A 14,133-nucleotide genomic window follows, 5' to 3' on the forward strand; every position below is an offset into this window, starting at 1 on the left:
CCCGACGCGGCGCGGACCCGATAAGCGCGGCCCGAGGTCTTAAAATCGCCGAAGGCGGAGCGCCACGGGGCGTGCGACGGGTGGCTCAATCCCGCCGCGCCGTTTCCTGGCTCAACGGAAGCGGATTGTTTTCGCGCCTCGCGGCGCTCCGCCAGCCCCGTTTCATCCGTCCCCGCCGCGCTCCTGGCGCGGGCGGCGCGGCCGCGCGCGTCCGGTCCGGCGCCGCGTTGCCATCGACGATGCCTGCCCGAAGCAGAGGCCTTGGCCGGAGGAGACCAGCGATGAGCGCCAGCGAGAAATCCGCCTTCAGCGCCGAGCAGATTGCCGCATTCGAGCGCATCCAGGCGCTTCGTCCCGTCCTGTTCCGCCAGTCGGCCGACAAGGCGCGCCTCTTCGAGATCTGCCCCGATCGGAGCTGCCGGCGCGCTCGTGCGTGCTGCGAACCGCGCGGCCTGTGCTTCCAGATCTTCCTGGCCACGACGCCGGATTATCTGCGCCGGACCTTCGTCTATGCCCTGCGCTACCGCTGCGATGGGCTCGGCCCCGAGGACGCCTGGCGCAAGGCGGAGGCTCGCGTCGCGGTGGAGGGCGCCATGCCGCTGCCGGTCGATCCCGCCGGCCGCTGAGCGATCCCGCGCCGCGCGGGCGCGAACCGCGCTCGCCGCCATCTGGCCCGCAGCCGGCTTTGCTCCTATGATGCGCCGCAGCGACGCGGGGCGAGGCGGCAGAGGCGGCGGTGAGCGGGATCGACGGGATGGAGGAGCCGGGCGGGGACAGGCGCGCGGAAAAGCGCGGCGCGGTCACCCTTGTCGGCGCCGGGCCGGGCGATCCCGAGCTTTTGACGCTGAAGGCCGTCAAGGCGCTGCAGAGCGCCGACATCATCCTCTATGACGACCTCGTCTCGGCCGGGGTGCTCGATTTCGCCCGGCAGGAGGCGAAGCGCCTGCTCGTCGGCAAGAAGGGCTACGGCCCGCAGGTCAAGCAGGCCGAGATCAACGCGCTGATCGTCTCGCTGGCCCTGCAGGGCAAGCATGTGGTGCGGCTGAAGGGCGGCGATCCCGGTATTTTCGGCCGCGCCGGCGAGGAGATCGAGGCCTGCCGGGCCGCCGGCATCCCGGTCCGGGTCGTGCCGGGCATCTCGGCGGCGCAGGGGGCGGCGGCCTCGCTCTGCGTCTCGCTGACCCATCGCGACCACGCCCGGCGGCTGCAATTCGTCACCGGCCATTCGCGCGAGGGCGCCCTGCCGGACGATCTCGACTGGGGCGCCATGGCCGACCCCGCCGCCTCGACGGTGATCTACATGGCCAGAGCCACCCTCCCCGGCTTCCGCGCGCACGCGCTGGCGGCCGGGCTCGATCCGGCGACCCCCGCCGTCGCGGTGCTGGCGGCGACCCGGCCCGACGAAATTCGGCTCGCCGCGACCATCGGGACGCTGCCGGAAAAGCTCGCCGACCTCCCCGCCGACCGGCCGGTCCTGGTCCTGCTCGGCCACGCCTTCGGCGCGCTTCTGGAGCAGGCGGAGCCTGCGGCGGATCGGCGCCTGTCCGGAACCGGCTAGACCCGTCCGGATAATTCCTTAGGCTCGCGCCCTTCCGAATCCGGGCCGAGTTTGAGGACAGGATCATGAAAGCACGCGCGCGTTGGGTCGAAGGCATGGCCTTCATGGGCGAGGCCGGCAGCGGCCACGCGGTGATGATGGACGGCGCCCCTGAATATGGCGGGCGCAATATCGGCATCCGGCCGATGGAGATGCTGCTGATCGGCCTCGCCGGCTGCACCGGCTTCGACGTCGTCAGCATCCTCCGGAAGGGGCGCGAGAGCGTCACCGGCTGCGATGTCGAGGTGGAGGCGCAGCGCGCCGAGACCGACCCGAAGGTCTTCACCAAGATCCACCTCTCCTACCGCATCGCCGGCAAGGGGCTCTCGCAGGCCAAGGCCGAGCGGGCCGTCACATTGTCGAAGGAAAAATACTGTTCCGCTTCGATCATGCTCGGGGCGACGGCCGAGATGACCTACAGCCTCGAGGTCGTCGACGAACTGCAGAAGGATGAAGCTGCATGAGCGGATCCGATTTCGCAGGGCTGATCTCGGCCGACGCGCTCGCCGCCCGGCTCGGCGACGAAAAGCTCGTCATCCTCGACGTGCGTTCGGGCGACGGAGCGCAGGCCGCCTTCGAGGCGGGACGGATTCCCGGCGCCGTGCGCACGGACTATGCCGCCGATGGCTGGCGCGCCAAGATGGGCAACGCGCCCGGCATGCTGCCGCCGCTGGAGCATCTGGCCGTCCTCGCCGGCCGGCTCGGCATCAGACCGCATGACGATGTCGTGATCGTCCCAGCCGGGCTGACGCCGAACGATTTCGGCGCGGCCGCGCGCATCTACTGGACGCTGAAATTCATCGGCCACGGCCAGCAGGCGATCCTCGACGGGGGCTACGAGGCCTGGACGGCGGATGGTGCGCGGCCGGTCGAGAGCGGCCCGTCGCAGCCGAAAGGCGCGGAGCCCTATCCGGTCGTGGCGCAGCAGCGCCTGCGCAGCACGACGGATGCGACCTTCATCGCCTCGCGCAGCAAGCTCGCCAGCCTCGTCGATGCGCGTGGCGCCTCCTATTTCGAGGGTCAGGAAAAGGCAGCGGAAGCGACCCGCGGCGGGCATATTCCGGGGGCGATCCGGCGCGACTATGCCGAAGCCTTCGAGCCCGGCACGGGTCGGCTCAGGCCGAGCGCCGCGCTGCAGAAACTGTTCGCGCCCGTGCCGCATGGTCCGGCGATCTCCTACTGCAACACCGGGCACTCGGCGGCGGCGAACTGGTTCGTCATGGCGGAGGTGCTGGGACGCGACGAGGTCGCGCTCTATGACGGCTCGATGACCGCCTGGACTCAGGATCCGGAGCGCCCGGTCGCGACCGGGCCGGCCTGACACCCTCCGCCATCGCGGGCGCAGCGAAGCAATCCAGGGATATCGCGCTCCGCCGCTCCTGGATCGATTCGTCGCTTCGCCCCTTGCAATGACGGCTTGTCTCTCGCCGCAATTGCAAAACAGGCTGAAACGGTTCAAAGGAGGCGCAGATCCGCAGCGTGAGCGCGGGCGCCTCCTGACATCATGGACCGAGCCACCCGCCGATGAACGCCGTCGCGCCGAAAATCTCCTTCGTTTCGCTGGGCTGCCCCAAGGCGCTCGTCGATTCCGAGCGGATCATCACCTCGCTGCGCTCGGAGGGCTATGAGCTTTCCAAGAGCCATGCCGGCGCCGACCTCGTCATCGTCAACACCTGCGGCTTCCTGGACAGCGCGAAGGCCGAGTCGCTGGAGGCGATCGGTTCGGCCATGGCCGAGAACGGCAAGGTCATCGTCACCGGCTGCATGGGCGCCGAGCCCGAGCAGATCCGCGACGTCTTCCCGAACGTGCTCGCGATCACCGGGCCGCAGGCCTATGAAAGCGTCGTCTCTGCCGTGCACCAGGCGGTGCCGCCGAGGCACGACCCCTTCGTCGATCTCGTGCCCGACCAAGGCGTGAAGCTGACGCCACGGCACTACGCCTATCTCAAGATTTCAGAGGGCTGCAACAATCGCTGCACCTTCTGCATCATCCCCAAGCTGCGGGGAGATCTCGTTTCGCGCCCGATCGGCGACGTGCTGCGCGAGGCCGAGAAACTGGCCAAGGCCGGCGTCAAGGAACTGCTGGTGATCTCGCAAGACACCAGCGCCTATGGGCTCGACATCAAATACGCGCCCTCGATGTGGAAGGACCGCGAGGTCCGCACCCGCTTCTTCGAGCTCGCCCGCGAGCTTGGCCAGATGGGGATGTGGGTGCGCATGCACTATGTCTACCCCTATCCGCATGTCGACGAGGTCATCCCGCTGATGCAGGAAGGCCTGATCCTTCCGTATCTCGACATCCCCTTCCAGCATGCCTCGCCGAACGTGCTGAAGGCGATGAAGCGCCCGGCGCATCAGGACCGCACGCTCGACCGCATCCGGAAATGGCGCGAGATCTGCCCGGATCTCGCCATCCGCTCGACCTTCATCGTCGGCTTCCCCGGTGAGACGGAAGAGGATGTGCAGTTCCTGCTCGAATGGCTGAAGGAAGCCAGGCTCGAGCGCGTCGGCTGCTTCAAATACGAGCCGGTGAAGGGCGCTCCGGCCAACGATCTCGGCCTTCCGCTCGTTCCGGAAGAGGAAAAGGAGGCGCGCTGGCACCGTTTCATGAAGGCGCAGGCGGAGATTTCCGCCCGCATCGTCAAGGGGCGCGTCGGCAAGCGCATCCCCGTCATCATTGACGAGGCCGGGCCGACCGTCGCGAAGGGCCGCTCGAAATGGGATGCGCCCGAGATCGACGGCAACGTCTATGTCTCCAGCCGCCGGCCGCTGCGCGCCGGCGACATCGTCACCGTGAAGATCGAGCGCGCCGACGCCTACGACCTGCACGGCATCGCGGTCTGACCGGACGGCCGCTCAATTCATCCGGCAGATGCGGCGGATCGCGCGGCCCTGTCGGTCGCGCGCCACGACCTGCTCGCTGCAGCCGTCGCCCATAAGCACGATCGGCTCGGCTCGCTGCGGCGGCTCGTTGCACGCATGGGTCCGGCAATTGGCCTGCGCGGCCTTCATCGTGACAGGGCGAGGGACGCGAAGGCGCTCATGATCCTGCAGGCGGATGGCGATGATCGAGTCGTCGCGGCTGCCGCTGTCACCGCCGGAGCCGCCGTCGCCACCGCGACCGCCGCCGCCCTGCTGGGCCGCGGCAACGGTGGATAGGGTCAATGTCGCAAAGAGAAGGCCGACGATCTGAAGCCTGCTGGTCATGGCATCACCTCGAATGAGCCGGCGAAGATCGCCGATGATCATGGGTCGCGGTGACGGGCCGGCAGGTTCACCTCTCTCGCAAGCGCATGGTTCGCCCGCCGTGCCTGCGTCATCCCAGGCAAGCCCGGGATGACGGCGCGTTCTTCGAGAACGCTGATGGCTAGGGGATCAGAACCGTCGAGCCGGTCGTGGCGCGCGATTCCAGGGCCCGGTGCGCCTCGGCGGCATCCTTCAGCGGGAAGGTCGCGTTGACCGGCACGGTGACCTTGCCGGAGAGAACCGCGTCGAAGAGGTTGTTCGCCATCGCGACCATCGTCTCGTGCTTCGCCGTATGCGTGTTCAGCGTCGGGCGCGTCACATAGAGCGAGCCCTTGGCGGCGAGAATGCCGAGATTGAACGCCTCGACAGCGCCTGAGGCGTTGCCGAAGGAGACCATCATCCCGAAGGGCTTCAGCGTGTCGAGCGACTTCAGGAAAGTGTCCTTGCCGACGCCGTCATAGACCACGTCGCAGAGCGCGCCGCCGGTGATCTCCTTGGCGCGGGCGGCGAAGTCCTCCTCGCGGTAGTTGATGACGTGGTCGGCCTTGTGGGCCTTGGCGAGTTCCGCCTTCTCCTTCGACCCGACCGTGCCGATGACGGTCGCGCCCAGCGCCTTGCCCCATTGGCAGAGGATGAGCCCGGTGGCGCCGGCCGCGGCGTGGACGAGCATCGTGTCGCCCGGCTTCACCTTGTAGGTCCGGTGCAGCAGATATTCGGCTGTGAGGCCCTTCAGCATCATGCTGGCGGCGGCCTCGTAGGAGATGCCCTCGGGGATGATGACCGCCGTTGCCGCCGGCACGATCCTCTCCTCGGCATAGGCGCCGAGACCGGCGACCACAGCGACGCGGTCACCCGGCTTGAATGCCGTGACATTCGGCCCGACCGCAAGCACCTCGCCCGCGCTCTCGTTGCCGAGGGTAAAGGGCATCTGCGGGGCCGGATAAAGCCCCGAGCGGAAATAGGTGTCGATGAAGTTGAGGCCGATGGCGCGATTGCGAACCAGCAACTCGCCCGGGCCAGGCTGCGGCAGCGTGACGTCCTCGAACTGGAGGACCTCCGGTCCGCCGGTCTTGTGGGCGCGGATGGCTTTGACCATGAAAGGCGTCTCCCGATGTTGATGGCCGAGCATAGACCGAGCCGGGCGGCGACCGCACCCGCTTCGCGCGCAAATGCCGGTTGCGACTTTGCGGACCGTGGCCAAGCGCGACGGACCGCGCTAGCCATGAGGCATGAGCACAGCAACACCTCGCCGGGTCGACATCGCCATCGTGGGAGCCGGTGCCGTCGGCCTGGCAGCCGGCCTCGCCCTCTCCGGCCGCGGGCACAGCGTCGCCCTGCTGGGCCCTGTCGCCACGCCGCGTGATGGACGCACGGTCGCGCTGTTCGATGGCTCCTGGCGATTCCTGTCCAGCCTTGGCATCGGGGAGGCGTTGCAGGCGAAGGCGGCGCCGCTCGCGGTCATGCGCATGGTCGACGACAGCGGCAGCCTGTTCCGCCAGCCTCCGGTCGAGTTCCGCGCCTCCGAGATCGGGCTCGACACCTTCGGCTGGAATATCGAGAACGCCGATCTCACGACCATCCTCGCCGAGGAGGCCGGAAGGCGCGATCTGGAGACGAGTCCCGGCCTCGCCCGTGAGATTCGTCCGGGCGCGGATGGCGTACTGCTCTCCGGAGAGGGCTTCGACCCCATCGAGGCGCGGCTCGTCGTCGGTGCGGATGGGCGCAACTCGCCGGTGCGCAAAGCGGCCGGAATCGAGAGCCGGGACTGGCGCTATCCGCAGACTGCCTTGACGGCGATCCTGGCGCACGGCCGCGATCACAAGGAGACCTCCACCGAGTTCCACACGCGCACGGGCCCCTGCACGCTGGTGCCTCTGCCCGGGCGCCGGTCCTCGCTGGTCTGGCTGCTGGATCCGCAGGAGGCCGCGATGCTTGCGGCGCTCGATGACGAGGCCTTCGCGCGGCGCGTCGAGCGGCAAGTGCAGTCGATCCTCGGCCCGATGAGCGTCGTCGGTGCGCGCGGCCAGGTCCCGATGGGCGGGCTCTCGATCGATCGCTTCGCGGCGGGGCGCATGGCTCTGATCGGCGAAGCGGCTCATGTGTTTCCGCCGATCGGCGCACAGGGGCTCAATCTCGGCCTGCGCGACGTCGCCGCCTTGCAGGAGGCGGTGCGCGGCGCGGCCGATCCCGGCAGCGAGCGCGCCATGGCGGCCTATGACGCAGCACGGCGCAGCGATGTCCGGCTGCGGACCGGCGCCATCGACATGCTCAACCGCACTTTGCTGACGGACCTGCTGCCGGCGGACCTGCTGCGCGGCGCGGGCCTGCTGGCGCTGTCGCGGATCGGGCCGCTGCGGCGCTTCGTGATGCGGCAGGGCCTGGGCAACGATGCCGGGCGGCGCGCGGCCTCCTGAAGCCCGGCGGAGTTTCACAGGTCCTTTTGCAGGTCCTGCCGTCGTTCTGGGCTCTAGTCTCGAATCTGGGCGGTATCCTCGCCACTGTCAGCGACGGAACGGATCGCCTCGGCGCCCCTGCGAAAGAGAGGGGCCAGCGGGAGCGGCGTCGAAGGGATCGAACGGCCTCCCGGCTCACGGGCTTGGACGGCGAAGAGGCCGCGCTCGGAGAGATGCGGGTCGGCCCGCGCCTCCTCGAGCCTGCGCACGACGGTACAGCAGCAATCGAGGGGCTCGAGACGGGCACGCCAATGCTCCGCGCTTTGACCCGCGATGATGCCGGCGACCGCAGCGCGGGTCGCCTGCGGATCGCGCCGGTCGTCGCGCAGCGGCTGGGCGAGACCGATGTCGTCGCAGAAGGCCTGCCAGAATTTCGGCTCCAGCGCGCCGACGGCCAGGAACCAGCCATCGGAAGTCGCATAGAGGCCATAGCGCGGGCTGGCGCCGGTCAACAGCCCCTCGCCGCCCTGCGGAAAGGTGCCGGTCGCGTGGCCCTGCGCCAGCCCGTACCAGGCGAAGCTGGGCATGGCGTCGACCATGGCGATGTCGAGATGGCAGCCTTTGCCCGTCCGGTCGCGCCGGCGCAGCGCGAGAAGGATGTTGATGACGGCCGGCATCGTGCCGCCGCCGATATCGGCCACAAGGGGCGGCGGCAGCGGAGGCTCCTGCCCCCGCTGCAGTGATTGGCCGAGGAGCCCGCCCAGCGCCTGATAGTTGATGTCGTGCCCCGCCTCCTGCGCGCGGGGGCCGTCCTGCCCGTAGCCGCTGATCGAGCAGTAGACCAGCCGCGGGTTGAGCGCGGCGAGCGTCTCGTAGCCGAAGCCGAGGCGGGCCATGACGCCGGGCCGGAACTGCTCGACAAGGATATCGGCCTGCCGGACCAGCGGCGTCAGCCGCTCCAGCGCGCCCGGCGCCTTCAGATCGATCGCGACGCTGCTCTTGCCGCCGTTGAGAACCGCGAAAGGCGCGGAGGTCTCGCCGAATTTCGGCGGGAAGCCGCGCATGTCCTCGCCGCCCGGCCGCTCGAGCTTGACCACGCGGGCGCCGGCCTCCGCAAGCATGAGCGTCGCCAGCGGCCCCGGCAGCAAGGTCGAGAAATCCAGGACCAGCAGATCGTCCAGCGGCAGCATGGCTCCTCGGCGATGATCAGTGGAAGAGGTCGGCCACCATCCTGCCCGTCTTCACCAGCCACAGGAAGCCCGAGAGCGTCACCATCGATACGATGGTGCCGATCAGGATGCAGGCGGAGGCCCGCTCGATGCCGACGCGGTACTGCGTGGAGATGACGAAGATGTTCAGCGCCGGCGGCAGCGCCGCCATGATGACCGCGGCATAGATCCAGTTCTGCGGGATGCCGCCCACCGCCGAGAGCAGCAGCCAGACCGTGAGCGGATGCAGCAGCAGCTTGACGGCGACCAGCGCCGGCACCTCGCGCGGCAGCGAGCGCATCGGCCGCAAGGCCACCGTCACGCCGAGCAGGAAGAGCGCGCAGGGCGCCGCCGCCTGCGAGAGCCACAGCACCATCCGGTCGAGCGCGACCGGCAGCTCGAAGCGGAAATAGCTCGCCAGCACACCGGCCAGCGTCGCGAGGTTGAAGGGATGGGTGAGGACGCGCCAGACCACCGTCGCGAGCGTCGCGGGCAGGCTGCGTTTCTCGACCCCGGCGAAGGCCATCAGCAGCGGCACGAGCGAGAACAGCAGCAGGCTGTCGAAGACGAAGATCAGCACGACCGGCGTGCTCGCCTCCGGCCCCAGCGCGGCCAGGATCAGCGGCGGGCCCATATAGCCGATGTTGGAATAGGAGCCGGCGACACCCTGCATCACCGCCTGCGGCAGATCCCCCTTCGTGCTCCTCAGCCCGATGGCGAGCGAGACGGCGAAGGCGATGAAGGTGGCCGCCGTCGTCGTTGCGATGAAGCTCCAGTTCGCCAGCTCGCTCAGCGGCTTGTCGGCGATCAGGCGATAGAACAGAGGCGGCAGCGCGACATAGATCAGGAAGAACTGCATCCAGGCCAGCCCTGCCTCAGGCAGGCGCTCGTAGCGCCCCAGCGCGAAGCCGAGCAGGATCAGCCCGAAGAAGGGCGCGACCAGATTGAAGATGCTGACGAGATCGGCCATGGCGAGGATCGGTTGCGCTTCACCCGCATTGGCCCGTCCGGCGCGAGGGAACAAGCGCATTGGCGCCGCCCTCCCGGCACCCCAGCGCAGGACAAGGACGATTGTCCTAGGTATTTTATCCTCCACCATCGTTGCGATTATTTACCTAGGCATCCATTCCACCGAGCGCGGCCTTCGAAAGCATCATGGACGGCCGCTCCTTCCTGACGCAGATTTCCCGCACTGCAACATGGTGAGCCCGATGACCGTCAAGACGCCGCGCCAGTTCTTCCGCCCTCTCGCGATCGGTGCGCCGGAGCCCTTCCGCGAACTGCCGCTCAAACTCGAACGGATGATCCATTTCGTGCCGCCGCATCTGGAAAAGGTGCGCGCCAAGGTCGGCGACCTCGCCGGACAAGTCGACATCGTGCTCGGCAATCTGGAGGACGCCATTCCCGTCGAGGCCAAGCAGGCGGCGCGGGACGGCTTCATCGCCATGGGCAAGGCAGTGGATTTCGGGCAGACCGGGCTCTGGACGCGGGTCAATGCGCTGAATTCGCCCTGGTTCCTCGACGACATCACCGCGATCATGGCCGAGATCGGCGGCAAGCTCGACGTGGTGATGGTGCCCAAGGTCGAGGGGCCGTGGGACATCCATTATGTCGATCAGCTGCTCGCGCAGTTCGAGGCCCGGCACCTCCTGCGCAAGCCCATCCTCATCCACGCCATCCTGGAGACGGCCGAGGGGGTGAAGAATGTCGAGGCGATCGCGACCGCCTCGCCTCGCATGCACGGCATGAGCCTCGGCCCGGCGGACCTCGCCGCCTCGCGCGCGATGAAGACGACCCGCGTCGGCGGCGGGCACCCCGACTACAAGGTGATCGCAGACCCCTCGCCCGAAGGCGGGCCGCGCGCGGTCGCGCAGCAGGACCTCTGGCACTACACGCTGGCCAAGATGGTGGACGCCTGCGCGGCGGCCGGCATCAAGCCGTTCTACGGGCCGTTCGGCGACTTCTCGGATGCCGCGGCCTGCGAGGCGCAGTTCCGCAACGCCTTCCTGCTCGGCTGCGCCGGCGCCTGGACGCTGCATCCGTCCCAGATCGACATCGCCAAGCGGGTCTTCAGCCCGGACCCTTCCGAAGTGCTCTTCGCGAAGCGCATTCTGGAGGCGATGCCGGACGGCTCCGGCGCCGTGATGATCGACGGCAAGATGCAGGACGATGCCACCTGGAAGCAGGCCAAGGTCATCGTCGATCTGGCGCGACAGGTCGCCGCAAGGGACCCCGCTCTGGCCGGGCATTACGGAATGTGATGGGGATGCAGGCCGCGGTTGGTTGATTGCGACGCATTTGCGACGCAATTCTTGCGCAAGGGCGGCGAGGCCCGGCCGGCAGCCTATCGGGCCGGCACAGCATGGAACCCCTATGGAAGCGCGTTCGGCCAAATTCCGCATCGGCCAGGTGGTCAAGCACCGCCTCTATCCGTTTCGCGGCGTGATCTTCGACGTCGACCCCGTGTTCTCCAACACGGAGGAATGGTGGATGGCGATTCCGGAGGAGATGCGCCCCTCGAAGGACCAGCCCTTCTACCACCTCTTCGCCGAGAACGAGGAGACCGAGTACGTCGCCTATGTCTCGGAGCAGAATCTCGTCAGCGACGAATCCGGCCTGCCGGTGCGCCATCCGCGTGCGCGCGAATTCTTCCGCCGCGACCGCAAGGGCCGGTACCTGATCGATCGGGCGGAGCTGAACTGAGCGGAGCGACCAACGCCCGGCCCGTCAGCAGAGATCACGAAAAAGGCCGGTCCTCGCGGACCGGCCTCTTCTTTAGGTCAGCAGCCGCGCCGAGCGCCCGATCAGGGCTTCGGCGGGGTCGCGGGAGCCGCCGGGGCCGCGCCGGGAGCGGGGGCAGCACCCGGAGCCGCGTTGGCGCCGCCGGGGCCGAGACGGTTGCGCAGCTCCTCCTGGCGCTTGGCCAGCTCGTCCTGAAGCTGCTTCTGCTGCTCCTCGAGCACCTTCGGGTCGATGGCGGCGCCGTCGAAGCCCTTGGCGAAGTCGGCGAGCGGGATCTGGAAGGTGACCTCGCGGGCGCCCTGGTTCTGGACGCTGACGTTGAGGTTCGTGCCCTTCTTCATCGCGTTGATGAAGTCGTCCTTCACCTGCGCCTCGGCGAAGCAGCCGTTCGGGAAGCAGATGGCGTAGCGGCCGCCGGTCGGCTGGGCGCTGTCGACGCCGAAGCGGATGCCCGGCTGCAGCAGCAGCCCGAGCGGCATCAGGAAGCGCACGATCTTGTTCGGGTCGCCCTTCACGTCATAGACGGCGGCGGCGAGAACCGGCTGGCCCTGGTCCGAGACGAAGTCGCGGGTGGTGTAGCAGATTTCCTTGTTGGCCGCCTGGTCCTTGCCGCAGACCTTGGTCCAGCTCGTCTGGGACGGCTCGGGCTTGACCTGGACGACGGTCGGGCCGGTCTGAGCGGCATTGTTCTGCTGGGCCGGAGCGGCAGGCGCAGCCGGCTTCGCCGGCGGCTTGGCCTGCGCGAAGGCGGCGACGGGCGCGAAGCCGATGGCCGCGCTCAGCACGAGCCCGAGGGCAGACGAGGACAGGCGAAACGAAGCGGACATTCTTGTCTTTCCTTACAGGCGAATTCGGGAATCACGACTTCGCAAGCCGCGTGCGTCACCGCCGGCGGCTCCATCGCATGGCTGCGCAGGCCACCGCAAGCCGTGCACATCAGGGGCGATTGAGGCGTTTGAATGACACCCGCCTCCGGCTGTAGCGAGTTCGCGCGACCAATTCTAGCCCAGATCGCTGCAATTCCAGTCCGAATAGCTGCCTCAGGGCCTCCGGGCCATGCTATTCTTACGCAGGGAATCAGGTCACGCGATGGAATTGCCTCGATCGACCGCGACGCCATCGCGCCGCGCTTTCACCTTGCTGCTCACCACCGCGCCGCTCGCCCTGTCGGTCGGCCGCGCGGCGCGTGCCGATTCGCCCGTCGCCAGCCACGCCATCGCGATGCATGGCGCGCCTGCCCTGCCCGCGGGCTTTCCGCACCTGCCCTATGCTGACCCGGATGCGCCGAAGGGCGGACGCATCGTGTTCGGCATCCAGGGCACCTTCGACAGCCTGAACCCGCTCGTCGTGCTCGGCGTCGCGCCGGATGCGGTGCCGAAATACGTCCAGCAGAGCCTGCTCTACCGATCGGCCGACGAGCCCTTCACTGCCTACGGCCTGCTGGCCTCGAAGGTCGAGCTCGACGCGGACCGCAGGCAGATCGCCTTCGAGATCGATCCGCGGGCCCGTTTCTCGGACGGCAAGCCGGTGACGGCGCAGGACGTGCTGTTCACCTATGAAATGCTGAAGGCGAAGGGGAAGCCCTATCACCGCTCCAGCCTCGGCGGGGTGAGCCGCGCGGCAGCCCCCTCCCCATCCCGTGTCGAATTCGCGCTCGGCAACGGGGCCAACCGCGAATTGCCGCTGGTCATCGCGACAATGCCGATCTTCGCCGCGCATGCGACCGACGCCGAGCGTTTCGGCGAGACGAGCTTCAAGCCCGCGCTCGGCTCCGGCCCCTATGCTGTTGCCGAGGTGCGGCCGGGCGAATCGCTGACGTTGCGCCGGCGCGCCGATTTCTGGGGTGCCGACCTGCCGGTGATGCGCGGGCTCTTCAACGCCGACGAGATCCGCTACGATTTCTACCGCGACGCCAACGCGCTGTTCGAGGCCTTCAAGGCGGGGCTCTACGATGTCCGGCTCGAAGGGGAGCCGACGCGGTGGATGACGGGCTATGACATCCCGGCGGTGCGCGAGGGGCGCATCAAGCGGCAGACCCTGCATTTCGACACGCCCAAGGGCATGACCGGCCTCGTCTACAACACGCGCCGGCCGCTCTTCTCGGACATTCGGGTCCGCGAGGCGCTGGGCCTGCTGTTCGATTTCGAATGGGTCAACCGCAACCTGTTCTACGGGGTCTATCGCCGCGCCGGCAGCTTCTTCTCCGATTCGGACCTCTCCGCGCTCGGTGTCGCGGCCGACGAGCGCGAGACCGCGCTGCTGGCGCCCTTCCCCGGCGCGGTGCGGGAGGATGTCCTGACCGGCCGCTGGCGGCCCACCGAGACCGACGGCTCGGGGCGCGACCGCGAGCAGGCGCGCAAGGCGCTGGCCCTGCTGGAAGAGGCGGGCTTCACGCTGCGGGACGGAGCCCTGCGCAACCGCCGCGACGAGCCCTTCGCCTTCGAGATCATGGTGACGAGCCGGCCGCAGGAGCGGCTGGCGCTGAATTTCGCGCAGTCGCTGGCGCGGCTCGGCGTCACCGCCAATGTCCGGCTGATCGACGACGTCCAGTACTGGCGACGCCTCTCGGCCTTCGATTTCGACATGATCCAGTGGACCTGGCCCGCCCCGGCCTCGCCCGGGAACGAGCAGATCGGCCGCTGGGGCTCGGCCAATGCCGAGCGCAAGGGCTCGCTGAACTATGCCGGCGTGAAATCGCCGGCGATCGACGCCGTGCTCAAGGCGATGCTGGGTGCGCGCCAGAAGGAGGATTTCGTCGCCACCGTCCGCGCGCTCGACCGGCTGCTCGTCTCCGGCTTCTATGTGGTGCCGCTCTACTATCTGCCCGATACCTGGCTCGCCCATTCGCGCGATGTCGTGATGACCGGCCGCCAGCCCGCCTATTTCCTGTCCAACGAAACGCTCGCGCGGCTTCCCCAGCCGCCGGCTCCGGCGAACTGAAGGACGT

The 14,133-nt window shown here is 68.5% G+C and carries 13 protein-coding genes and 1 pseudogene; 9 read left to right on the forward strand and 5 right to left on the reverse strand.

The window, feature by feature from the left end; all coding sequences use genetic code 11:
• The first annotated feature begins 281 nt into the window (after nucleotides 1-281).
• The 5 genes and pseudogenes from BW981_RS08595 to rimO all read left to right on the forward strand — a co-directional run bounded on the left by BW981_RS08595 (nucleotide 282) and on the right by rimO (nucleotide 4,441).
• Complete coding sequence (locus BW981_RS08595; protein WP_076438133.1) at nucleotides 282-626, forward strand: hypothetical protein; 345 nt, start codon at nucleotides 282-284, stop codon at nucleotides 624-626.
• Nucleotides 627-793: 167 nt separating this feature from the next.
• Nucleotides 794-1,558 (forward strand): annotated as a pseudogene (cobA, locus tag BW981_RS08600) (uroporphyrinogen-III C-methyltransferase); the annotation flags it as partial.
• 65 nt (nucleotides 1,559-1,623) lie between these two features.
• Nucleotides 1,624-2,061 (forward strand): OsmC family protein, encoded by a 438-nt coding sequence (locus tag BW981_RS08605; RefSeq protein ID WP_076438137.1) that lies wholly within the window; start codon nucleotides 1,624-1,626, stop codon nucleotides 2,059-2,061.
• Entirely contained in the window at nucleotides 2,058-2,918 is an 861-nt protein-coding gene (locus BW981_RS08610) for a sulfurtransferase (RefSeq protein ID WP_076438139.1), read from the forward strand. Before BW981_RS08605 ends, BW981_RS08610 begins: the two co-directional genes overlap by 4 nt.
• Nucleotides 2,919-3,121: 203 nt before the next feature.
• Complete coding sequence (rimO, locus tag BW981_RS08615) at nucleotides 3,122-4,441, forward strand: 30S ribosomal protein S12 methylthiotransferase RimO (RefSeq protein WP_076438141.1); 1,320 nt, start codon at nucleotides 3,122-3,124, stop codon at nucleotides 4,439-4,441.
• A 12-nt stretch (nucleotides 4,442-4,453) separates the two neighbouring features.
• Here the strand turns inward: rimO and BW981_RS08620 are convergent, their stop codons facing one another.
• Nucleotides 4,454-4,804 (reverse strand): hypothetical protein, encoded by a 351-nt coding sequence (locus BW981_RS08620; RefSeq protein WP_139333688.1) that lies wholly within the window; start codon nucleotides 4,802-4,804, stop codon nucleotides 4,454-4,456.
• Between the two features lie 160 nt (nucleotides 4,805-4,964).
• On the reverse strand, nucleotides 4,965-5,939 hold the full coding sequence (locus tag BW981_RS08625) for a quinone oxidoreductase family protein (RefSeq protein ID WP_076438383.1): 975 nt from the start codon (nucleotides 5,937-5,939) through the stop codon (nucleotides 4,965-4,967).
• Between the two features lie 133 nt (nucleotides 5,940-6,072).
• Here BW981_RS08625 and BW981_RS08630 point away from each other — a divergent pair, with 133 nt between their 5' ends.
• On the forward strand, nucleotides 6,073-7,257 hold the full coding sequence (locus BW981_RS08630) for a UbiH/UbiF family hydroxylase (RefSeq protein WP_076438146.1): 1,185 nt from the start codon (nucleotides 6,073-6,075) through the stop codon (nucleotides 7,255-7,257).
• A gap of 53 nt (nucleotides 7,258-7,310) precedes the next feature.
• Here the strand turns inward: BW981_RS08630 and BW981_RS08635 are convergent, their stop codons facing one another.
• On the reverse strand, nucleotides 7,311-8,426 hold the full coding sequence (locus BW981_RS08635; RefSeq protein ID WP_076438148.1) for a CaiB/BaiF CoA transferase family protein: 1,116 nt from the start codon (nucleotides 8,424-8,426) through the stop codon (nucleotides 7,311-7,313).
• Nucleotides 8,427-8,442: 16 nt separating this feature from the next.
• Nucleotides 8,443-9,414, reverse strand: coding sequence for an AEC family transporter (locus BW981_RS08640; protein ID WP_076438150.1), 972 nt, complete (start codon nucleotides 9,412-9,414; stop codon nucleotides 8,443-8,445).
• Nucleotides 9,415-9,655: 241 nt separating this feature from the next.
• Between BW981_RS08640 and BW981_RS08645 the strand changes: the two genes are divergently transcribed.
• Together BW981_RS08645 and hspQ are read left to right on the forward strand one after the other, a co-directional pair.
• Nucleotides 9,656-10,705, forward strand: coding sequence for an HpcH/HpaI aldolase/citrate lyase family protein (locus BW981_RS08645; protein WP_076438152.1), 1,050 nt, complete (start codon nucleotides 9,656-9,658; stop codon nucleotides 10,703-10,705).
• 112 nt (nucleotides 10,706-10,817) lie between these two features.
• Entirely contained in the window at nucleotides 10,818-11,147 is a 330-nt protein-coding gene (hspQ, locus tag BW981_RS08650) for a heat shock protein HspQ (RefSeq protein WP_076438154.1), read from the forward strand.
• 101 nt (nucleotides 11,148-11,248) lie between these two features.
• Here the strand turns inward: hspQ and BW981_RS08655 are convergent, their stop codons facing one another.
• A complete protein-coding gene (locus BW981_RS08655; RefSeq protein WP_076438156.1) occupies nucleotides 11,249-12,013 on the reverse strand; it encodes an invasion associated locus B family protein in 765 nt (254 codons plus the stop codon).
• 262 nt (nucleotides 12,014-12,275) lie between these two features.
• Here BW981_RS08655 and BW981_RS08660 point away from each other — a divergent pair, with 262 nt between their 5' ends.
• Nucleotides 12,276-14,126 carry an extracellular solute-binding protein gene (locus BW981_RS08660; protein ID WP_076438158.1) on the forward strand — a complete coding sequence of 617 codons (1,851 nt, stop codon included), beginning with the start codon at nucleotides 12,276-12,278 and terminating at the stop codon, nucleotides 14,124-14,126.
• Nucleotides 14,127-14,133: the final 7 nt, after the last annotated feature.

It is taken from the genome of Allobosea sp. TND4EK4 (assembly GCF_900156025.1).
GTDB lineage: Bacteria > Pseudomonadota > Alphaproteobacteria > Rhizobiales > Beijerinckiaceae > Allobosea.